Origin of the sequence: Rhodococcus sp. 27YEA6, from assembly GCF_044908235.1 — a bacterium.
GTDB classification, from domain to species: Bacteria; Actinomycetota; Actinomycetes; order Mycobacteriales; family Mycobacteriaceae; genus Rhodococcus_F; species Rhodococcus_F qingshengii.
Map to the genome: position 1 here is coordinate 409133 of NZ_JBIYCY010000001.1, position 20202 is coordinate 429334.

At 61.5% G+C, this 20202-nt stretch carries 21 protein-coding genes; 10 read left to right on the top strand and 11 right to left on the bottom strand.

Going from position 1 to position 20202, the window contains the following annotated elements; translation table 11 throughout:
• Positions 1–3 precede the first annotated feature (3 nt).
• The gene (locus tag ABH939_RS02020; RefSeq protein ID WP_404649250.1) at positions 4–609 is read left to right on the top strand and encodes a SipW-dependent-type signal peptide-containing protein; all 606 of its coding nucleotides are present in this window, start codon (positions 4–6) and stop codon (positions 607–609) included.
• Positions 606–1217 (top strand): signal peptidase I, encoded by a 612-nt coding sequence (locus ABH939_RS02025; protein ID WP_080726729.1) that lies wholly within the window; start codon positions 606–608, stop codon positions 1215–1217. Before ABH939_RS02020 ends, ABH939_RS02025 begins: the two co-directional genes overlap by 4 nt.
• Before the next feature lie 384 nt (positions 1218–1601).
• Here ABH939_RS02025 and ABH939_RS02030 read toward each other — a convergent pair whose 3' ends face one another.
• The gene (locus ABH939_RS02030; RefSeq protein WP_225320133.1) at positions 1602–2051 is read right to left on the bottom strand and encodes a hypothetical protein; all 450 of its coding nucleotides are present in this window, start codon (positions 2049–2051) and stop codon (positions 1602–1604) included.
• Between ABH939_RS02030 and ABH939_RS02035 the strand changes: the two genes are divergently transcribed.
• Positions 2038–2292: a hypothetical protein gene (locus ABH939_RS02035; RefSeq protein ID WP_225320132.1), complete on the top strand. Its 255-nt coding sequence runs from the start codon at positions 2038–2040 to the stop codon at positions 2290–2292. The genes ABH939_RS02030 and ABH939_RS02035 overlap by 14 nt on opposite strands.
• A 7-nt stretch (positions 2293–2299) precedes the next feature.
• Here ABH939_RS02035 and ABH939_RS02040 read toward each other — a convergent pair whose 3' ends face one another.
• Both ABH939_RS02040 and ABH939_RS02045 read right to left on the bottom strand, forming a co-directional pair.
• Positions 2300–2722 (bottom strand): limonene-1,2-epoxide hydrolase family protein, encoded by a 423-nt coding sequence (locus ABH939_RS02040; protein ID WP_404649251.1) that lies wholly within the window; start codon positions 2720–2722, stop codon positions 2300–2302.
• Positions 2706–3947 (bottom strand): cytochrome P450, encoded by a 1242-nt coding sequence (locus ABH939_RS02045; protein ID WP_404649252.1) that lies wholly within the window; start codon positions 3945–3947, stop codon positions 2706–2708. The genes ABH939_RS02040 and ABH939_RS02045 overlap by 17 nt, the downstream gene beginning before the upstream one ends.
• 185 nt (positions 3948–4132) lie before the next feature.
• Here ABH939_RS02045 and ABH939_RS02050 point away from each other — a divergent pair, with 185 nt between their 5' ends.
• A complete protein-coding gene (locus ABH939_RS02050) occupies positions 4133–4687 on the top strand; it encodes a TetR/AcrR family transcriptional regulator (protein WP_003940253.1) in 555 nt (184 codons plus the stop codon).
• Positions 4688–4697: 10 nt separating this feature from the next.
• On the opposite strand, the gene ABH939_RS02055 is transcribed toward ABH939_RS02050, so the two are convergent.
• The gene (locus ABH939_RS02055) at positions 4698–5651 is read right to left on the bottom strand and encodes a TauD/TfdA family dioxygenase (RefSeq protein ID WP_081305339.1); all 954 of its coding nucleotides are present in this window, start codon (positions 5649–5651) and stop codon (positions 4698–4700) included.
• A gap of 186 nt (positions 5652–5837) precedes the next feature.
• Between ABH939_RS02055 and ABH939_RS02060 the strand changes: the two genes are divergently transcribed.
• On the top strand, positions 5838–7283 hold the full coding sequence (locus tag ABH939_RS02060; RefSeq protein WP_065455231.1) for an aldehyde dehydrogenase: 1446 nt from the start codon (positions 5838–5840) through the stop codon (positions 7281–7283).
• Positions 7284–7348: 65 nt separating this feature from the next.
• On the opposite strand, the gene ABH939_RS02065 is transcribed toward ABH939_RS02060, so the two are convergent.
• The gene (locus ABH939_RS02065) at positions 7349–8506 is read right to left on the bottom strand and encodes an acyl-CoA dehydrogenase family protein (protein WP_404649254.1); all 1158 of its coding nucleotides are present in this window, start codon (positions 8504–8506) and stop codon (positions 7349–7351) included.
• Between the two features lie 200 nt (positions 8507–8706).
• Between ABH939_RS02065 and ABH939_RS02070 the strand changes: the two genes are divergently transcribed.
• The 5 genes from ABH939_RS02070 to ABH939_RS02090 all read left to right on the top strand — a co-directional run bounded on the left by ABH939_RS02070 (position 8707) and on the right by ABH939_RS02090 (position 13601).
• Positions 8707–9855, top strand: coding sequence for a TetR/AcrR family transcriptional regulator (locus ABH939_RS02070; protein WP_404649255.1), 1149 nt, complete (start codon positions 8707–8709; stop codon positions 9853–9855).
• Positions 9856–9966: 111 nt separating this feature from the next.
• The gene (locus ABH939_RS02075) at positions 9967–11094 is read left to right on the top strand and encodes an acyl-CoA dehydrogenase family protein (RefSeq protein WP_404649256.1); all 1128 of its coding nucleotides are present in this window, start codon (positions 9967–9969) and stop codon (positions 11092–11094) included.
• The gene (locus ABH939_RS02080) at positions 11091–12161 is read left to right on the top strand and encodes an acyl-CoA dehydrogenase family protein (protein WP_404649257.1); all 1071 of its coding nucleotides are present in this window, start codon (positions 11091–11093) and stop codon (positions 12159–12161) included. The genes ABH939_RS02075 and ABH939_RS02080 overlap by 4 nt, the downstream gene beginning before the upstream one ends.
• Entirely contained in the window at positions 12158–12925 is a 768-nt protein-coding gene (locus ABH939_RS02085; protein ID WP_003940516.1) for an enoyl-CoA hydratase/isomerase family protein, read from the top strand. Before ABH939_RS02080 ends, ABH939_RS02085 begins: the two co-directional genes overlap by 4 nt.
• Positions 12926–12953: 28 nt before the next feature.
• On the top strand, positions 12954–13601 hold the full coding sequence (locus ABH939_RS02090; RefSeq protein ID WP_404649259.1) for a GntR family transcriptional regulator: 648 nt from the start codon (positions 12954–12956) through the stop codon (positions 13599–13601).
• 84 nt (positions 13602–13685) lie between these two features.
• On the opposite strand, the gene ABH939_RS02095 is transcribed toward ABH939_RS02090, so the two are convergent.
• From ABH939_RS02095 to ABH939_RS02120, 6 genes are read right to left on the bottom strand one after another with little or no spacing between them, the layout of a single operon-like run.
• Positions 13686–15386, bottom strand: coding sequence for a class I adenylate-forming enzyme family protein (locus tag ABH939_RS02095; RefSeq protein WP_099697566.1), 1701 nt, complete (start codon positions 15384–15386; stop codon positions 13686–13688).
• 1 nt (position 15387) lies between these two features.
• On the bottom strand, positions 15388–16554 hold the full coding sequence (locus ABH939_RS02100; protein WP_081558385.1) for a thiolase family protein: 1167 nt from the start codon (positions 16552–16554) through the stop codon (positions 15388–15390).
• 49 nt (positions 16555–16603) lie between these two features.
• On the bottom strand, positions 16604–17761 hold the full coding sequence (locus ABH939_RS02105) for an acyl-CoA dehydrogenase family protein (RefSeq protein ID WP_054825171.1): 1158 nt from the start codon (positions 17759–17761) through the stop codon (positions 16604–16606).
• Positions 17762–17785: 24 nt separating this feature from the next.
• The gene (locus ABH939_RS02110; protein ID WP_054827133.1) at positions 17786–18166 is read right to left on the bottom strand and encodes a MaoC/PaaZ C-terminal domain-containing protein; all 381 of its coding nucleotides are present in this window, start codon (positions 18164–18166) and stop codon (positions 17786–17788) included.
• A 1-nt stretch (position 18167) separates the two neighbouring features.
• A complete protein-coding gene (locus tag ABH939_RS02115) occupies positions 18168–19355 on the bottom strand; it encodes a lipid-transfer protein (protein ID WP_065455237.1) in 1188 nt (395 codons plus the stop codon).
• Between the two features lie 30 nt (positions 19356–19385).
• Positions 19386–20189: an SDR family NAD(P)-dependent oxidoreductase gene (locus ABH939_RS02120; RefSeq protein WP_003940160.1), complete on the bottom strand. Its 804-nt coding sequence runs from the start codon at positions 20187–20189 to the stop codon at positions 19386–19388.
• Positions 20190–20202: the final 13 nt, after the last annotated feature.

Genomic DNA, 20202 nt, shown 5'->3' on the forward strand with positions numbered 1-20202 from the left:
AGAATGTCTACAGAACAGAAATCGGGCGGCGACGCGCGTCTCGGGGCGCGGATGCGAAGCCGTCTGGGCGAGACCGGTTGGATACGGACCCGGGCCGTGCTCTCACTGGGCATGGTCCTGGGCCTCGGAGCGGTCGGCACGATGGCGGCGTGGTCCGACAGCGCTACTGCGACCACCGGCATGTTCAGCACTTCGTCGGTCCAGCTGAAAGTCGACAACCAGCGGCCCGCACACCAATTCACCGAACTCAAGCGCAGCAGCATGCTGCCAGGCCAGAGTGAGGCCGGGGCATTGACGGTTCAGAACACCGGAACTGCCAACTTCCAGTGGGCGGTATCGGCAACGGCCACGGGTTCGTCCGCGCTGATCGGGAAGCTCAAGGTTTCCCTACATCAGACCGGCGCCAACGACGGCAGTACCTGTTCAGGACCGATCATCGGGACGCAGCAAGCGTTCTCCGGGAACCCGACACTCGTCTCTGGCCGATCACTCGCTGCCGGTGTTTCGGAGCAGGTGTGCATCAAGGTGACCGTCGATTCGACCGCGGGTCAGACGGAGCAGTTCAAGATCGCCGATCTGGGCTTCAACTTCACCGCAACGGGGCAGTGATCATCGCGATGGACAGCACCGATGAGGAGGTGAGCGTGGGACGCAGTCGTGGCAAGGAAATTGCCTTGAATGTGGCTGCGGTCGCCGGGCTCATCTGCATAATCGCCACTCTCGCGTCCCTGATATTCGGGATCAAACCACTGGTGTTTCGCTCGGGTTCGATGGAACCTGCAATTTCCACCGGTGCGCTGGCGCTGGCGAAGACCGTGCCTGCAACTGAATTGGCTGTCGGCGACGTGATCAGCGTCGACAACGACCAAGGCGTGCGCATCACCCACCGCGTGGTCGAACTCGAATCGGCAGGAGCGGACACCGTGCTCGCCACGCTCAAGGGCGATGCCAACAATGTGGCTGATCGACTGCCCTACACCATCACCGAGGCCGACCGAGTGTTCATCAGCGTCGGCGGGCTCGGCTATGTCGTTGCTTGGCTTTCCAGCCCGCTCGCAACCTTCCTTGGCGGCGGATTGGTAGGCGCGGTGCTGGTCATCGCATTTGGACGAACTAAAGACCGGCGTCTGGAGAATGCCCGCGCCGCCACTACAAATGACGCCCGCGTCGATGCTGACGAAACCTGCGGGGAGCTTCAGGAGGCTCATAATGATTGAAATGCGACGGGCTAGCACCCGCATGAAGTCGCTGCGGTCGTTGATCGCTGTCGGCGGCGCTGCTGCAATGGCTTTCGGTCTGGCTCAGGCCACTGGGACGTTGGCAAATCCAACTGACGTGGTCAATTCGACTGGCGCACAGGTGGCGACGGGCAACTTCTATCCGACGCCGCTGACCGCAAGTATCGGGTGCTCGACCTCAGGTTCTGTCACGAGCCAGCGTGGAAACCCCTATTGGAGCGCTGTACCCGGGGCAACGGGTTACAAGGTCGAACTGATGAACAGAAGTAACAACACCGTCAAGGACACAAGGACCTTCACCGCTACGCAACTTCAGTGGTCGAGCGTATCTGACTCGGATCGCTCGGGACTTTACATCAGGGTCTACACCATAAATGGCCCGATGACCTCGTCGGGATATACAACCGGCGCCGGCATGTCTTTCAAAGACTGGGTTAGTGGTCGCACCGCGTGCGAGGGTAGTTCGAGCACAAGCAAGCCAAACCAGGCTTGGGAGAACGTCTCCACCTGGGATCCGAGCACCCCGGCGCCGAACGGCGCGAACCCTCTGAGCAGGATGCAGGCCGAAGCGATGGTTGCGACCGAGCCGGAAGCTGTCGAGTCGGAATCGACCACCTCACAAGCTCCGTCGACGAGCGAGACCGCCTCTCCGACAACGCCTACCGAGCCGACGAGCACAACCGAGGCCCCGACCACCACGACGACACCGAACACGACGACACCGAACACGACAACCTCGGCACCGACTACGCCGGGAACCACGTCGCCGGAGACTTCTCCGACAGCGGACCCGAAGCCGGTGCTTACTGACACAGTCGAGAATGGTGGTCTCACCGGAGGCTGGACCGCGGGTGGAAACAAGGTTGCGGTCGTCGACGCCGACGGCAACGAACTCGCAAGCGGCCGTGTCGAATCGGGTTCCACTCTGCACTGGTACAACGGCCAGTTGTGGATTGTGGGGGCAACCGAGGTCTACCGCATCATGGAGTCGCCGCAGGACGGCACGTGGAAGTTCTACAAGGACAGCGGGCAGAACATGCCTGACTTCGGGTAGCGGCTCATCACTCGACCTCTCGACTGTGCCCCCGGATCTCCGGACCCGGGGGCACGGCCAACAGTTTGTTGATCGGTGCGAGATCGAAATAGTCACGCCATGCCACAATTTTCGAGTCCATGATCTCGAAGATTCCCATGACCGGCAGGACTACGTGTTTGTCGCCGAGGTCGAATCGGTCGGTCCGTTCGTTGAGTACGGTCGCACCGTTGGCGGACTGGTGATGAATCGTGAATTCGATCCCACCGAAGGCCGAGATGAAGCCTTCCAGGAAAGTCAGGATCTCGACGCGTCCGACGATCGGTTCCATCGGAATATTATGGTAAACAGCATCTTCACTGAAATACGATGCGATTGTCTCGGCACTACCGAGCTTCCACTCGGCGCAGAAGGCAGTGACCAGTTCTTCGGGCTCATGGTGTGACCTCACGACAGGGTGAGACGTTCAGGTGCAAGCTTTGATGGCGGCGCACGAACATGCTGGGGACCCAACGTGGTGGGGATTCGGAATCGATTGTGACGTGCGAACTGTTTTCGAGAAGGACTGCGATCGCGGTCTTTGCTTCCAGACGAGCCAGCGCGGCCCCGACACAGAAATGTGCTCCTTTACCGAAGGCGAAATGCGCTCGGGGATTGACCCTGTCGAGGTTCATCACCTGTGGTTCGGTGAATGACTCAGGATCGCGGTTCGCCGAACCCCACAGCAGTATGAGATGACTGCCGGCGGCCAGTGTCATGCCACCGAGTGTCGTGTCCGCGTTGACATGTCGGTGATGTCCGCGAAAGGGTGACTCGAGCCTGAGCGTTTCTTCCAGGAACGCGCCCACGAGTAGAGGGTCCTCGCGCAGCTGCGTCTGAATCTCAGGGCGCTCGGCGAGCAACCGCGCAGAGTTGGCGATCAGTCCGGCGGTCGATTCGCCACCCGCACCGACGAGTTGCACCAACATCAGCACGGCCACGTCTTCGCTGAGTTCGCCTGCGTCACAGCAACGGACGAGGTCTCCGAGGAGATCATCCACCGGGTGAGCCCGTGCGTCACGAAACTTGCTGTAGAGGTACCCGGTGAGTTCGGCCGCCGAGGTGACGACGCCTGTCAAACGCTCCGACGTCACGATGCCGCTGAGAAGTTCGGTGTTGTCGTACGACCACGCCAGCAATTGGGGGACGTCGTGTGCCGGCAGGCCGATCAGCGTGGCAACCATCTGTAGCGGCAGCGTGTCCGCTACCGACGTGACCCATTCGATCCGTCGACCGTCGAAGCCGTTGTCCCACAACTGCTGCGTGTACTCGGTCATCACCGGCTCGAGTGCTCGTATACGTTTGGCGACCAGTGTCGGCAAGACAAGTTTGCGCTGGTGTTGATGGTCGGGCTCGTCGGCAGTCGCGAGAACGTGAACAGCTTGGCCGCCGCCGTTCATGTCGAAGGTCATTGCCGAACCGTCCGGTGTTCGAACCAGCACGCCGGTGAGGTTGTTGGAGAAGTCGTCGGTACGGGAAACGGCTTCGGTGACCAATTCCCACGTGGACACCAGATAGAAGTCGGTATCAGGAATTCGGTACACGGGGTGCTCGCGCCGGAGTACGTCGTATAGCGGGTACGGGTCGTCGATGTTCGACGGCAGGAAAGGGTTGATGTCGAGCGTCGATGGTGTCACGAAGGGAAGATTTCACGGCCAGGAAGGAGAAGTCAACAGGTGGAAAAGGCCTCTGAACTGGTATTTTGTGAAAATCTCACGCCCGTTGGGCCTTCAAGGCTTCTCCCTGGTCAGAGGCCCACCGCCTTCCTTGGCATAGAGATTTCTGATTGAATCTGTCTCAGAGTGAGACGAGGTGACGGAGAGTGACCGGTGCAAACGAGCGTCGCGCCGCCGACTGGTTGGCCGGCGGTAACCGCAGTGAACTCGCAACCGAGCGCATCTTCGCGGCTGCGGCGGAGCTGATTCGAGAACAGGGATTCGATCGGTTCAATGCCGACGACGTCGCTGCCCGCGCAGGCTGTTCGAGGGCAACGCTCTACCGCTACGTAGGTGGCAAGTCCGCGATCCGCGAGGGGTTGTTGTCACGAGGCGCGGCATCCGTGGCGAGCCAGGTCGCGACTGCCGTCGAATCACTGCACGGCGACGAGCGCATCGTGGAGTCGATCCTCGTCGCCGTCGACGCGATCAGATCCGACGCTGCCATGAGCCACGGCCTTGCGGCGGCGCGGGCCAACGGAATCGACGAGTATCTCGTGTCCTCGCCGTTGCTGCCGCGTACTGCGCTGGAACTTGCGGGCTTGGATCCTGAAGGTCAAGAGTCGCAGTGGGTGGTTCGGATCGTGTTGATGCTCTTGGCGTGGCCTCTCGCAGACAGGGCCGCCGAACGACGGATGGTCGAGTCGTTCGTCAGCTCCTGAGGCTCCCGCGTCAGCGAGTGCCCACGGGCCTGTCGCCGACGATCGAGATTCGATCCATCACTCTGCGAGCGGGAAAGTAGTCGCTGGCCGCATAGTGCTGACAAGTTCGGTTGTCCCAGAACGCAATCGTATCCGTCCGCCATTTGAGTCGTACTTGGAATTCGGGGCGATGCACGTGTCGGTAGAGCAGGGTGAGTAGCTCGTTGGACTCGGCTTCGGGCACCCCGACGATCCTCTGAGTGAAGCTGAGATTGACGAAGAGTACCTTCCGCCCGGTCTCGGGGATCACCCGCACCACCGGATGTCGAACGGCAGGGAACTGTGGGCGTAACTTCGCCACTGTTGACGGATCCATGTGCTTGCCGAACGAATTGATCCAATCGTGCTCGGCAACAAGGTTATCGATACGTTCTTTGATGCCCTCCGGGAGTAGTTCGTATGCCGCTCCGGTATCGGCCCACAAGGTATCGCCGCCGACTGACGGAACCTCGACTGCACGCAAGACCGCTGCGAACGAGGGGAATTCGTGCCAGCTGACGTCGTTGTGCCAGTTGTTCTCCACACCGCCGGTCATCGCGTCTTTGGCGAGAGTGACAATGTCGGCTTCACTCTGGCCTGGTTGGGTGTACTTGAAAAACGGATGTTGCTCCAGTGAGCCCCATCGGCTCGCGAAATCTCGGTGTTCGCTGCGTTCGATAGTTTGATCGCGGAAGAAGAGTACTTTCCATTCGAGTAGCGCTCGGCGAAGTTCCGACATCGTCTCGTCCGAGAGTTGTCCGCTCAGGCTGATTCCCGAGATCTCCGCACCGATGGTGGGCGTCGTCGGAGTGAGTGTGAAACGCGTGTACGGCAATACGTCGAATCCCTCGGCGGTGCGTGAGGCCACGAGTGGCCCGTAAGCAGCGAGTGGATCGGTTGCTACCGGGTAGATCTGTCCGCTCACGAATGCCGTCATGTCCGTCATCCTTACTCGTTCGGGTGGGGGTCTTCCGCTACGGTAAGGCTCAATCCTTAACTGTGTCAAGGGTTGGCAAGACGCGTGGTTGCGTTATTGCAAATTAACTTTATGATCTGAATCAGATGGTCGAAGGAAGATTCACGTGATCAGGGTCCTGATCGGTTGAACACTAAACCTGAGGAGTGGGCGAGCATGGAAGCACGTGTCGAGTACACGGAACTATTCATCGGCGGAGAATGGGTGACACCGTCCGGTAGCGGCGTCATCGAGGTGATATCGCCGCATACGGAGAGCGTGATCGGTTCGGTTCCAGCCGCGTCGACGGCAGATGTCGACCGCGCAGTGGAGATCGCGAGGGCGGCATTCGATTCCGGAGTGTGGGCGCAGACGCCCCTCACTGACCGCATTGCGGTGGTCACCCGCATCAAGGACGCGATCCTCGCCAGGAGTGAGGAATTCGCAGCGCTGATCTCGCGGCAGAACGGTGCTCCGGCCAGTTCGGCGATGCGCACGCAGGTATTGGGAGCCGTTGCGGCATACGGCACGGCGTGTGCCGTTGCGGCGCAGTTTCCGTTCGAAGAGTCGCGTGCGGGCGTCGGCGGCCCGATGTTGATCCGTCACGAACCGGTGGGTGTCGTCGCAGCAATCGTTCCGTGGAATGTGCCGCAGTTAGTGATCGCTGCGAAACTTGCTCCGGCACTTCTGAGCGGATGTGCGGTGATCTTGAAACCGGCTCCGGAGACGCCGCTCGATTCGAACTTGCTGGCCGAAATATGTTCACAGGCAGGACTTCCGAAGGGAGTGCTCAGCGTCTTGCCTGCCGACCGGGACGTGAGCGCTCATCTCGTGTCCCACCCCGGAATCGACAAGGTGGCCTTCACCGGGTCGGTGGTAGCAGGTAAGGCGATCATGGCTGCTGCAGCCACGAATCTCACACGAGTGACACTCGAACTCGGTGGCAAGTCGGCTGCGATAGTTCTCGAAGACGCAGATATCGATCAGGCGCTGCCCAACATCCTGGCGGGATCCTTTGCCAACAGTGGTCAAGCTTGCGTCGCGTTGACGCGTATTCTGTTGCCGGTCAGTAGGTATGACGAGATTGCGGAGAAGTTTGCGGCTGCGGTCGCGGTGATGAAAGTTGGTGATCCGACCGATCCGGCGACTGTGATCGGCCCGATGACCAGTGCGGCGCAGCAGCAACGAGTGCTTGACTACATCGGAATCGGTGAGGCAGAGGGTGCGAAGATCTTGACGGGAGGGTCTGTGCCGGAGGGGCTTTCGACAGGCTGGTACGTCGAACCCACGGTCTTCGGCAACGTCGACAACTCCATGCGGATTGCTCGCGAGGAAATCTTCGGGCCGGTCGTCTGCCTGATTGCGTTCGAGGACGAAGCTCACGCGATCGCGATTGCCAACGATTCCGACCTCGGACTCTCGGGAGCGGTCTGGACTGCGGACACTGCGCGCGGCATCGAGGTGGCACGGCAGATCCGGACCGGTACCTTCTCGGTGAACTGCCAACGATTCGACGTCGTTGGTCCCTTCGGCGGTTACAAGAATTCCGGTGTGGGGCGCGAATTCGGCCCTGAAGGTCTGGCGGCGTACCTCGAAGCCAAGAGCATCTTCCTCCCCGCCTGACCCGGCGAAGTCGCAAAAGATTCAGCCCCACTTCGATTGTCGAGGTGGGGCCGAATCAGCTCGTGTCAAATGCCGATGTCCTTAGCGATGATCGTCTTCATCACTTCACTCGAGCCCGCATAGATTCGGTTGACCCGTGTGTCCGCATACAGGCGAGAGATCGGGTACTCACGCATGTAGCCGTATCCACCGTGTAGTTGCAGACATTTGTCGATGACGCGGCCGGCCATCTCGGTGCAGAAGAGCTTGATCCTCGCGGCGTCCGCGACGGTCAACTCACGGATCTCGTCCAGATCGAGTGCGCGGTCGACCGCAGCTTGCGCGGCCGCGACTTCTGCCGAGCATTCGGCCAATACGAATTTCGTGTTCTGGAACTGAGCCACGGGGGCACCGAAGACCTCGCGCTCTTTGACATATTCGGTCGTGAACTCGATTGCTGCGCTGGCATTCGCGTAGGACCCCACGGCGGCGCCGAGTCGTTCCCGGACGAGATTTCGGGTGAGGTAGCCGAAACCAGCACCCTCCTCGCCGAGGAGGTTCTCGATAGGCACGCGGACGTCGGTGAACGAGAGTTCGGCGGTGTCCTGCGCTCTCAGCCCCAACTTCTCGAGCTTGCGACCGACGCCGAAGCCGTCCGACGTGGTGTCGACACAGAGAATCGACAGACCGGCGCGGCGGTTCACTTCGCTCGGCGGACTGGTGCGAGCGACCACGAGAATCAGGTCAGCCTGTACTCCGCCGGTAATGAACGTCTTGGATCCGTTGACGACGTAGTGGCTGCCGTCGCCGGACAGTCGCGCCGTTGTTTTGATCCCGGCAAGGTCTGAACCGGCGCCAGGCTCGGTCATCGCGATGGCGGTCATCAGTTCGCCGGAGAGGAAACCGGGAAGCCATCGCGCTTTCTGTTCGTCGTTGCCGTACTCCACCAGATAAGGCAGGACCAGGCACGTATGGACGACGTCGGCGCCGAACGTGACCCCTGCCCGTGCGGTCTCCTCGCGGATCACGGCCTGATACTTGAAGCTCGCCTCGCCGCCGCCGCCGTACTCCTCGGGCAGTTCGATTCCGAATATTCCGAGGTCACCCAACTGTCGATACAGTGATCGAGGAACCATGCCGGCTTCCTCCCATTCTGGAAAGTGTGGGACGACCTCACGGGCGATGAACGTCCGAATCATGTGACGGAACGTATCGTGATCGCTGTTGTAGACGGTTCGTTGCACGCGATTCTCCTTGGGCTCGGTACCCTGAAGTCAGGTATCCGGTTCTGCGGTGAGGTAAGGTTCTCTAACCAGATGTTGAGAGAAAATTGCGGAATGAGCTGTTGTTTTACAGCAATAAGTGAATAATAACTCATAGGTATGCGTTTGACGATGCAACCCAGGTTGTTCGAGTTCCGGTTGTCGCGAAGGAGAGAGTCACGATGGTCGTACGTAGGCCCCACGACCGTAAGCAGCAAATTCTTGCTGCTGCAGGCGAACTTTTCCGTGAGCACGGGTATCACAATGTGTCCGTTGCGCAGGTCGCTGCGGCAGTCGGAATCACGGCCCCGGCCCTCTATCGGCACTTCAAGAACAAGCCGGATCTGCTTTACGCAGCGGTCAACGCAGGTATCGAATCTCTCTACGATCGAGTCGCCGGGTCCGAGGATCTGAAATCGCTGATCGCGGAGCTTGCGGCGTCGGTATCTCGTCGTCGAGGGCTCTCTCTCCTGTGGCAACGCGAAGCTCGCTACCTACCCGACGAGCAACGGGAGGAAATGCGCGCGACGCTCAAGAGCGCTGCCGCACGCGATGCTGCGCTGATCAGAACGGAACGTCCCGAGCTCGACGAAGAAGACAGCTATCTGCTCGCCTGGGCTCTCATTGCCGTCTTCAACAGCGTGTCCTCGCATCGGGTGTCACTACCGAGACGTCAGATGGAACTGCTGCTGGCAGAGTTGGCGGAGCGGGCGGTGCATACGGAACTCGGTCACTCCGAGGGGAAGATGGAGACGCCGACCGGTCACGTTCCGGTGGCGATGCCGAGACGTGAACTCTTGTTGACCGAAGCCATTCGTCTGTTCGATGAGCGCGGGTATCAGGCGGTCAACACCGAGGACATCGGTGAGGCTGCCGGAACCACGGGCCCCAATGTGTACAACCACTTCGATGCCAAGATCGACCTACTGATCGCGGCGGTCTCGAGAGGCGGCGAGCGGCGCCGGATCGGTGTCGCGCAGGCGCTCGCTGCGGCAACCGGGCCGGAGGACGCGTTGTCCGGATTGCTTGCGGCACATATCGATTTCGCGATCAACGAGCGTCATCTGATCGGGTTGTTGATCAGTGAACTCGACCAATTGCCGGACAAGTTCCGCCGCACGTGTGAACAGAATCAGCGTGAGTACGTCGCGTTGTGGGTCAAGATGCTCGACGCCGTTCGTCCGGGACTGGAACCCGCGACGGCCAGAATCACCGTCAATGCTGCTCTGACGGTTGTGGAGAACGCCGTGCGTATCGGCCGACTACGTCGTCGTGACGATCTGCCTGAGCGCCTGTTCGAGATCGGCTCCGCCGTCTTGCTGGCCAGTTAGCCGCACAATCAGCCGGGTACTGTTGGCAGACAGTCATATTCAAGATTGTATACATTTTTGCATACGTTCCTCAAGAACCTAGTCGATGAATTCAACTGATCGGAGACGTCCATGCGTTTCGACGCAACAGAGCTGACGATCGAGGAACTCGAACTTCAGGCAGAAGTACGGGAATACCTCGACAAGCGGCTCACCCCCGGTAGCTATCCACTCGGACTCGGGATGTCGGGGGCGGTGGATCCGGTGTTCTCGCGAGATCTCGGTAGCCGTGGGTGGCTCGGCATGTCGCTGCCGAAGGAATACGGTGGGGGCGGACGGTCAGCAGTGGATCGATTGGTCGTCGTGGAAGAACTTCTCGCGCGGGGAGCACCGGTCGGGTATCACTGGATCGGGGACAGACAGTCGGGTCCGAGCATCGCCGCCAACGGCACGGAAGAACAGAAGCGGTACTTCCTTCCCGGTATCGCGAGCGGTGAGTTCTCGTTCTCGATCGGGATGAGTGAGCCCGACTCGGGGTCGGACCTGGCATCAGTGCGCACTCGCGCCGAACGTGTCGATGGTGGCTGGAAAGTCAACGGCACCAAGATCTGGACCACCGGCGCCTTCCACGCCACACACATACTCGCCCTGCTTCGAACCTCGGCAGACAAGCACAACGGACTCACTCAGCTGATCGTCGATCGCGACAGCGAGGGCCTGACCGTCTCACCCATTCCGTTCATCGACGGTAGTGAGGACTTCTGCGAGGTGTCGTTCCAGGACGTTTTCGTGCCGGATTCGCGTCGCCTCGGAGACGTCGGAGCGGGCTGGGGACAAAACACCGGCGAACTCGCACTCGAGCGAGGTGGCGTCGACCGTTGGATGTCGCTGATGCCGGTCCTCGAGAACTGGGCGGCCAACCAAGCAGCGCAAGGCGGTCCAGGTGCCCTCGCCGATCTGGGCTCGATTACCGCACGCTGCTGGGCTTTTCGCGGGATGTCGCTGTCCATCGCACGGATGGTTGACGCCGGTCGCTCGCCGGTCACAGCGGCCGCGCTGATCAAGGAGATGGCAACACGCTTCGAACAGGACTGTGTTGCGACCGTCGCGCGGCACCTCGGCCGGGCTCCCGACCTTGCATCCGACGATCCGTACGAGTCACTGCTCGCCCGGGCCGTGCTGGTGGCGCCGTCGTGGTCGATTCGCGGCGGCACCAACGAAATTCTCCGCACCGTGATCATGAAAGGGTTGAACCGATGAATTCGGGGTCAGAGATCAACGCGTACACATTCGACGCCGACCTCGAAGCGATGGTCGAGCAATTTTTCGCCGAGAAGTCCGGCACCGAGGTGGTAGCGGAGGCCGAGATCGACGGTCTGCCAACCGGATTATGGGACGCGGCAGTGGAACTGGGGTTGCCACTGGTCGGTCTTCCCGAATCTGCAGGTGGTTCCGGTGGCTCGCTCCTCGACGCCGTGACTGTGCAGCGCGCTGCCGCGAGGCACGCTGCGCCGTTGCCCCTCGCCGAGACGTACCTTGCCGGCAGACTGGCAGCAGCGGCTGGGCTACCGGTGCCCTCCGGAATCGCAACCGTCGCGCCGAGATCGCAGCACGACGATGCGCGTCGGACCAGCGACGGCCTGGTATCGGGAACCTTTCACGATGTGCCGTGGGGGAGCGCCGCGTCAGTGCTGGCGGCAGTTCTCGGTGATCGAGTTGTACTCCTGAACATCTCTGACGCCGAGATCGGTTCCGGGACGGACTTTGCGGGGCAACCGCGTCAGAGCCTGACGTTCTCCGAAGCGCGGACCGTCGACGGTGACAACCCGGTCGATCCCCGGATTCTCGGTAGACTCGGCGCCTTCCTGCGATCGGTGCAGATGGCGGGAGCCATGGAGGCGGTGTCGACGCTGACCCGGCGCTACGTGTCGGAGCGGGTGCAGTTCGGCAGGCCCATCGCGCAATTCCAAGCCGTCCAGCAGCACATCGTCACCCTCGCTCAGATGGCATCGATGTCCACGCTGGCCGTGGATCGCACTGCGTATGCGCTCACCAGTCGCGACGCCGACTTCGAAGTGTGTGCAACCAAATTGGTGGTTTCGCAAAATGCGCTCGCGAGCGTGCGCGCCGCCCACCAGGCGCACGGTGCGATCGGCATGACCCGCGAATACCGCTTGCAACAACTCACGCGTCGACTGCATGCCTGGAGATCGGAGTTCGGGGACGAGATCGCGCTTGCGAAGCAACTCGGAACGGCCGTCGCGGCAATGCCTTCCCTGCCCCGCTTGATCACCGACCCTCAACCGACCTTGGAGCTGAAATCATGACCGACGCCGTGTACCTGGAAATCGACGGACACGTAGGAACCATCGAGTTCTCACGTCCGCCCGCCAATTACTTCGATCAGGCACTCCTGCAGCAGATCGCCGATGCGGCAGACGATCTCGTCAACGGTGGAGATATTCGAGCGATCGTTCTCGCATCGGCAGGCAAACACTTCTGCGCCGGCGCGAACTTCGGTGAGGGCGGACTGGGGCCCGATCGTGCCGACACGGTACGCACGATCTACACAGAGGCATTGCGGTTGTTCGAGATTCCGGTTCCCGTGATTGCGGCAGTGCAGGGATCCGCGGTGGGTGGTGGGCTCGGCCTCGCCTGCGCGGCGGACTTTCGCGTTGCCGGGCCCTCGACGCGTTTGCACGCGAACTTCGCTGCGTTGGGGTTTCATCAGGGATTCGGGCTCAGCGTCACCTTGCCCCGAATCGTCTCGGCACAATGCGCAGCCGATCTGCTGTACACGGCGCGGCGGCTGACCGGCACACAGGCGCACGAACTCGGCTTGGTGGACCGTCTGGCCGAGGATGCGAACATTCGGCAGGAGGCGCTCGCGTACGCACACGAAATTGCCTCGAGCGCACCGTTGGCCGTCCGCTCCATGAAGGCGACGTTGCGCGCAGGGCTGCGGGACGAGGTCGCCACTGTGCTCGAGCGAGAGTTGGCGGAGCAGGTTGTTCTGTGGGGGACCGAAGACTGCGTCGCCGGCATCGAGGCCAACCTCGCACGAGTGCAACCGCAGTTCAAAGCGAGGTGAGGTCGACGCGACCACTATCGTGTCCACCGTGAAGGAACCAACCGGTGCACAACGCTGCCTGCAACAGATCCGGCAGATGATCGTCTCGGGCGAGCTGTTGCCTGGACAGAAGGTTCACCAAAGCGAGCTCGCCGAGCGGTTGAACGTGAGCAGAATTCCGGTCCGCGAGGCACTTTCGACCCTGCAGGCAGAGGGGGTCCTCGAACACAAGTCCAACACCGGGTACACCGTCGCCAGATTCAGCAGTGAAGATCTTTCAGAGCTCTACCTGATGCGACGTCTGCTCGAAACGGAGATCCTGGCGTCGATCGATCTCGGTGGCGTCGACGTCGCCGAGTTGGAAGGAATCCAGGAGCGGGTCGACCAGGCCGAACCGAGCGAGGAGGGACCCGAGTTTCAGGAAGCCAACCGTCAGTTCCACTTCCGCCTGTTCTCGTATTCGCCCCTGAAGCGCGTGCTGCAGGAAGTGGATCGGCTCTGGTATATGTCGGACTTCTACCGCGCCCTGTACATTCACGAACCGTCGTCGAGGCGGCAGGTTTCCGAGGACCACGGCAGGATTCTCCAGGCCGTCCGGGATCAGGATTCGGCCGAACTGATTCGCGCCAGCGACGAACACCGATCTGCTACCGAAGCTCTGGTAGTGAGAAGGCTCGGCCGTGGCCAACCTGGCTGAACCCTGACGAAAGAGCGAACAGTTGCGCGGTATCCGTAGAACTCTCGGATACCGCGCAACTGTAGTCGTGTGAGGGACGAACGCTCAGGGCGCCAGACTGTCACGAAGTTCGTTCTTACGGATCTTCCCCGTCTGGGTCGACGGCAACTCGTCGAGTACGTATACGTCACGTATCTTCTGGTACGGAGCAACCTGCGTGGCAACGTGCTCCATGATCTCGGTGGCAATCTGCTCGACCCGATCGACTGACTCCGAGTCGACCACGACGAAGGCCACCGGAATCTCCCCGGCCAGTTGGTCGGGGGCGCCGACTACAGCCGCCTGCAATACGTCGGGGTGCGAGCACACCAACTCTTCGAGTGGCTGCGGGTAGACGTTGTACCCCTTGTAGATGATCAAGTCCTTGGAGCGCCCACCGATGAACAGGTTGCCCTGCTCGTCACGCCAACCCATGTCTCCGGTATGAAGCCAACCGCCGATGAACTGGCCGGCGCTGAGTTCCGGTTCGTTGTGATATCCGTCGGCGATCTGCGGACCTCGGGCCCAGATCTGACCGGTCTCGCCCGCTGCCAGTACAGCTTCGGTGACTTCGTCGCGGATCTGAATCTCGGTGTCGGGGAAGGGGAGGCCGACGCTCCCCAACGGGGTGGGGCGTTCTTCGCACGGTGAACCCATCGTCAGACCCATTGTTGCTTCGCTGAGCCCGTAGCCTTCGGTGACGAGTGCGTTCGGAAAGACCCCTCGCAGTGTACGGATCGCCGTCGTGTCGAGTGGGGCTGCTCCGGATCCGAGAATCCGAACCGAACCCAGATCGTGCTCACGCAGGGTTCGTGCGCGTAGCAACGCGTAGTACATGGTGGGAGACCCGCCGATGTACGTCACTCGATACCTGTCGACGTCGGCGAGAAATCGGTCCGGATCGAAGCGCGTCCCGAGTACCACCGTGCCACCGAGCAAGGTGGTGAAGTTGTGACTGACCAGACCGAGTCCGTGAAACAGCGGCGCGATCGAGATCGACGCGCCCTCACCCGGAACGATGGAGTAACGCGTCAACGCGCCGTCGATCGGCCGAACGAGAAGTGCCCCGTCGACTAGTTCGGTTCGATGACCGGAGCGCCAACAGGCGGATTGGAGCACGTTGGCCACGAGATTCCGGTGCAGCACTCGTACGGCCTTGGACTTTCCGGTCGTGCCGCCGGTCAATTGCAGGTGAGCAACAAGTTCGGGATCCACCCGGTAGTCGGCCAGCGGTTTCGACGAGGCGAGGTCTGTGATGGAGGTGAGACCTTCGCAATGGCCGGACTGCGCGCCGGCTCCCGGAACCAGTACCAGGATGCGAGGCGGTGTGGACAGTGCGTTGACCTCGATTGCCGTTGCAGCACAAGATGGATGGGTGAAGACGACCTTGGCGTCGACGTCGTCGAGTTGGCGCTTCAATTCGGCCACGGGCTGGGCCGGATTTATCGGAGCCACTGCTGCTCCGGCGCACAGTGCGCCGTAGTACGCGACAATGAACCAGATCGAGTTCGGCATGTGCAGTCCCACGGCGTCACCCGGCTGGACACCGCGCTCCCGCAGGCCCTGCGCTACGCGCAGCGCTTGATCACGCAATTGCGAGTAGGTCAGTGACGTGTCGCCGTCGACGAGCGCGAGGCGGTCCGGGTACGAGCGGGCCGCTCCGGCCAGGATCGCATCGGCACCACAGTCGGGATATTCCAAGCTGCGGGGCAGCCCGAGTGGCCAACTCGAACTCATGTCAGGGCTCTGGATCTCTGTAGCCGTCATCTCAGATCAGCTCGAGAATCGTCGCATTGGCCATTCCGCCGCCTTCGCACATGGACTGCAATCCGTAGCGGATGCCGTTCTCTCGCATGTGATGTACCAGAGTGGTCATCAGACGTGCGCCGGAACCGCCGATCGGATGACCCAGTGCCATCGCGCCACCGTTTGGGTTCATGCGTTCGTAATCGGCGCCGGTCTCACGGAGCCACGCGAGCGACACCGAGGCAAAAGCCTCGTTGATCTCGAATGCGCCGATGTCACCGATCGAGAGACCGGACTTTGCAAGAGCTTTCGCCGTAGCCGGAATCGGACCCTCGAGCATGGTGACCGGATCCGTACCGGTGACCACCGCGGTGTGAATACGCGCGATGGGTGTCCAACCCTGAGACTTCGCGAACTCGCTGGTGGTCACGAGCAGCGCGCCGGAACCGTCGGAGATCTGCGACGAATTACCAGCGGTAATCGAACCATCCTCGGAAAAAGCAGGTTTGAGCGATCCGAGTTTTTCGAGGGTGCCACCGCGGCGCACACCCTCGTCCTTCTCGAAGACACTGCTGCGGCCGTCGGCGTCGGTCACCGTCACAGCAGTGATCTGATCCTTGAAGCGACCTTCGTCGACGGCGGCGGCGGCGCGCTCGTGCGAATCCAGCGCATGCTGATCCAGTTCGGCTCGCGAGATGCCGTACTTTTCGGCAATCATCTGGGCGCCCACGCCCTGGTTGAATCGGATACCGTTGTAGCGCTCCCAGACAAGCGGCCCGTGCGGCTCACCGAAACGTGCGTCCGCACGCGCGGAGCCCATCGGTACAGCGCTCATCATCTCGACGCCGCCCGCGATCGCGACGTCGTACTGGCCGGAGATCACGCCGGCAGCCGCCTGGTGAACTGCCTGCTGAGACGACCCGCACTGGCGATCGACGGTAACCCCGGGCACATGTTCGGGCCAACCGGCCGCCAGGACCGAAGACCGGGCGATGCAACCGGACTGCATCCCGAGCGTGCCGACGCAGCCCCAGATCACGTCGTCCACGAGCGCCGGATCGAGATCTACTCGATCGGCCAAGGCCTCGAGAACATGTGCAGACAGTGAGACTGCATGCATTCGGGAAAGTGCACCGTTTCGTTTACCGACTGCGGTCCGGACGGCGTCGACGATGACTGCGTCACGCATGGGAACTCCTTCGATCGTTCGTGTGACTGGGAAGATTTGGCTCTGGTCTCTACAGACCCATGTCCTTGGCGATGATCGTCTTCATGACTTCGCTTGTACCGCCGTAGATGCGGCTCACACGAGTGTCCGCGTACAGGCGTGCGATCGGGTACTCGAGCATGTAGCCGTAGCCGCCGTGCAATTGCAGGCACTTGTCGATCACGCGCGCGGCGACCTCGGTACCGAACAGCTTGATGCGCGCCGCGTCGGCGGCAGTGAGTTCGCCTGAATCGTCGAGTTCGATGCCGCGATCGGCGAGTGCTTGCGCGGCCTCGACCTCGGCAGAGCACTCGGCGAGAACGAACTTGGTGTTCTGGAACGCTGCGACGGGCTTGCCGAACACCTGGCGTTCCTGGACGTATGCCTTCGCGAATTCGATTGCAGCACGGGCAGATGCCACGCCACGACTGCCGATCGAGAGGCGCTCACGCGGCAGGTTCTGCCCCAGGTACGAGAACCCCTTGTCCTGCTCGCCGAGGAGATCGGCAACCGGAACCTTGACGTCGGTGAATGAAAGCTCGCTGGTGTCACTGGCGCGCAGGCCGAGTTTCTCGAGTTTGCGACCGTATTCGAAGCCGGGTGCGTCGGTGGGAACCACCATCAAGCTCAGGCCGAAGCGGCGGTCGTCCTCTGCAGGCGCGGACGTGCGTGCAACCACCACGCACAGTTCGGAATTGACCGCTCCCGTGATGAATGTCTTCGCCCCGTTCAGCACGTAGTGCGTGCCGTCTTCGGAGAGCTTGGCAGTGGTACGGATGCCGGCCAGATCGGAACCGGTGCCGGGTTCGGTCATGGCGATGCACAGCGTCTTCTCGCCGGTGGCGATCGACGGGAGCCAGCGCTGCTTCTGTTCTTCGTTCGCCAGACGCAAGAGGTACGGCAGGACGATGCCTGTACTGACCGTGTAGTGGCCGAAGCTCACCGCCGCGCGCGAGGTTTCCTCGTCCATCACCGCTTGGAACTTGTAGCTGATCGTGCCGGTTCCGCCGTACTCCTCGGGGATGTCGAAACCCATGACACCGAGATCGCCGAGCTTGTTGAACAACTCTCGTGGGACGCGGTTGTCACGTTCCCAGTCTGCGTAGAACGGAGTGACCTCCTTGGCGATGAACGTGCGGATCGTTTCGCGGAAGTCCTCGTGCTCTTGGGTGAAGAGGTTGCGCTTCATCTCGTTCTGCTTTCTCGTGGAGGGTTAGTTGACCGCGACGACTGCGGAACCGCGCAGTGTCACGGTGCCGTCGGGCAGCGTCATGGTGAGATCGAGGTGACCGAGGCCGTCTTCGACCTTGACGACCGTGCCGGTGCACTGCGGCGTCGAGTTCACCGGGGTGATCGCGGAAAACCGGACAGAGAAGGAACGGATGCGCTCCTGCTCGTAGTTATCGGTGAGAAGTCGTCCGAGGTACGCCATGGACAACATGCCGTGGGCGAAGACGTCGGGAATACCAACTGCCGCACAGGCATCCATGTCGATATGGACGGGATTGTGGTCACCCGAAGCCCCGGCGTACAGAGCCAGTGTGGTGCGAGTGATCTTCGGGACCGTCAGGTCCAGGGTGTCTCCGGTATCCATCTCAGCTCACCTTTTCGTAGAGGGTGACGACTCCGGCACCGCCGAGGCCGAGGTTGTGCTGCAGAGCGAGGGTTGCACCGTCCACCTGACGTGGACCGGCGTCGCCGCGAAGCTGCCATACCAACTCCGTGCATTGGGCGAGACCGGTGGCACCGAGTGGGTGGCCCTTGGACAGAAGGCCGCCGGACGGGTTGACCACCACTCGTCCGCCGTAGGTGTTGTCGCCGCTGAGGATGAACTGCTCTGCGCCGCCCTCTTCCACGAGTCCGAGAGCCTCGTAGCAGAGCACCTCGTTCACCGTGAAGCAGTCGTGAAGCTCGACGACCTTGATATCGCGGGGGTCGACGCCCGAGGCCTCGTAGACGTTGTGAGCCGCCGAAGCGGTGACGTCGTAGCCGACGGCCTTGATCATGCTTCCTTCGTTGAAAGTGCTGGGTAGATCGGACGTCATCGACTGCGCCTTGATCGCGACGTCTGTGCGAAGTCCGTTGGCGCGGGCGAACTCTTCGGAGCAAATGATCGCTGCTGCGGCGCCACATGTGGGTGGGCACGCCTGGTATCGAGTGACCGGGCCGAAGAGTGTCGGCGCTGCCATCACTTCTTCTTCGGTGAGTTGTGTGCGGAACACCGAGTACGGGTTGTCGGCCGAGTGCTTGCGTGCCTTGACCTGGACCTTGGCGAAGGTTTCGGCCCTCATGCCGAACTTCTCCATGTATTCGATACCCGCCACACCGAAGTACTGCGCAGCCCGCGGAACTGATGTGTCGATCCCGGCGGCAGCCTCGAGGACCTCGTCGAAGCGGCCGAGCGGACGCGGGCGATCAGTCCAGGCGCCTTTGAGGGCTCCGGGCTGCATCTGCTCGAAGCCAAGCGCCAGAGCACATTCCACTGCGCCACTTTCGACTGCCTGACGGGCCAGCCAGAGTGCAGTCGAACCGGTGGCGCAGTTGTTGTTGACATTGATCACCGGGATGCCGGTCTCGCCGAGGTTGTACAGCGCTCGCTGGCCGCTCGTGGAATCGCCGTACACATACCCGACATAGGCCTGCTGAACCTTCGAGTACTCGAGGCCCGCATCCTTCAACGCCGCTGTGGCCGCTCTTGCGCCCATGACGTCGTAGTCGTCACTCTTACCTGGTTTGGTGAACGGGATCATGCCGACCCCGGCTACAAATGCTCTGCGGCTCATAGTTTCTCCGAATGATCGAGGGGAGCGGTGTCAGACTCGTCCGCCGTCGACAACCAGGCACTGGCTGTTGACGTAGTCGGACTCCGGTGTGCAGAGCAGGTAAACGGCGCCTGCGGCTTCAACCGGAGTTGCTCCACGGCCGAAGGGGATGGTGGTTGCCATGGCTGCCATGCGGTCGGGATTGACTCCGACACGGATGTCGCGGCCGTCGATCGTGATCTTGGTGTCGGAATCGGCAGTCACCTCGGTCATTCGGGTGACGACGAAGCCGAAGGCGACAGCGTTGACGTTGACCTTGTAACGGCCCCACTCCTTGGCCAGCGTTTTGGTGAGACCGACGACGGCGGCTTTTGCACTGCCGTAATTGGATTGTCCTGCATTGCCGAAGACACCCGAGGTGGACGAAACGTTGACGACCTTGCGGTGGTAGCCGGTGGGATTGGCTTTGACGAACGGCTGAGCGGCACGCAGGATCCGGAACGGTGCCTTGAGGTTGACGTCGAGGATGGTGTCCCACTGCTCGTCGGTCATCTTCTGGATCACACTGTCCCAGGTGTAACCGGCGTTGTTGACGATGACGTCGAGTCCACCGAACGATTCGACAGCAGTGTCCACGAAGCGTTCTGCAAATCCGTCCTCGGCAACGGAGCCGATGCACGAGACGGCCTGTCCGCCTGCGGCCTTGATGTCATGTTCAGTCTGAGCGGCGGGCTCGGGATCGAGGTCGTTGACCACTACCGAGGCGCCTTCGGAGGCGAGCTTGAGAGCGATTTCGCGGCCGATGCCGCGGCCCGAGCCCGAGACGATGGCAACCTTGCCGTCGAGTGTTCCCATGATGCGATCCTTT

Excerpts from the sequence above, each read along its gene's own strand:
- ABH939_RS02020 (WP_404649250.1), top strand. The coding sequence starts at position 4 with ATGTCTACAGAACAGAAATCGGGCGGCGACGCGCGTCTCGGGGCGCGG.
- ABH939_RS02055 (WP_081305339.1), bottom strand. The coding sequence starts at position 5,651 with ATGACGGACATGACGGCATTCGTGAGCGGACAGATCTACCCGGTAGCA.
- ABH939_RS02060 (WP_065455231.1), top strand. The coding sequence starts at position 5,838 with ATGGAAGCACGTGTCGAGTACACGGAACTATTCATCGGCGGAGAATGG.
- ABH939_RS02070 (WP_404649255.1), top strand. The coding sequence starts at position 8,707 with ATGGTCGTACGTAGGCCCCACGACCGTAAGCAGCAAATTCTTGCTGCT.
- ABH939_RS02075 (WP_404649256.1), top strand. The coding sequence starts at position 9,967 with ATGCGTTTCGACGCAACAGAGCTGACGATCGAGGAACTCGAACTTCAG.
- ABH939_RS02080 (WP_404649257.1), top strand. The coding sequence starts at position 11,091 with ATGAATTCGGGGTCAGAGATCAACGCGTACACATTCGACGCCGACCTC.
- ABH939_RS02085 (WP_003940516.1), top strand. The coding sequence starts at position 12,158 with ATGACCGACGCCGTGTACCTGGAAATCGACGGACACGTAGGAACCATC.
- ABH939_RS02095 (WP_099697566.1), bottom strand. The coding sequence starts at position 15,386 with ATGACGGCTACAGAGATCCAGAGCCCTGACATGAGTTCGAGTTGGCCA.
- ABH939_RS02100 (WP_081558385.1), bottom strand. The coding sequence starts at position 16,554 with ATGCGTGACGCAGTCATCGTCGACGCCGTCCGGACCGCAGTCGGTAAA.
- ABH939_RS02105 (WP_054825171.1), bottom strand. The coding sequence starts at position 17,761 with ATGAAGCGCAACCTCTTCACCCAAGAGCACGAGGACTTCCGCGAAACG.
- ABH939_RS02110 (WP_054827133.1), bottom strand. The coding sequence starts at position 18,166 with ATGGATACCGGAGACACCCTGGACCTGACGGTCCCGAAGATCACTCGC.
- ABH939_RS02115 (WP_065455237.1), bottom strand. The coding sequence starts at position 19,355 with ATGAGCCGCAGAGCATTTGTAGCCGGGGTCGGCATGATCCCGTTCACC.
- ABH939_RS02120 (WP_003940160.1), bottom strand. The coding sequence starts at position 20,189 with ATGGGAACACTCGACGGCAAGGTTGCCATCGTCTCGGGCTCGGGCCGC.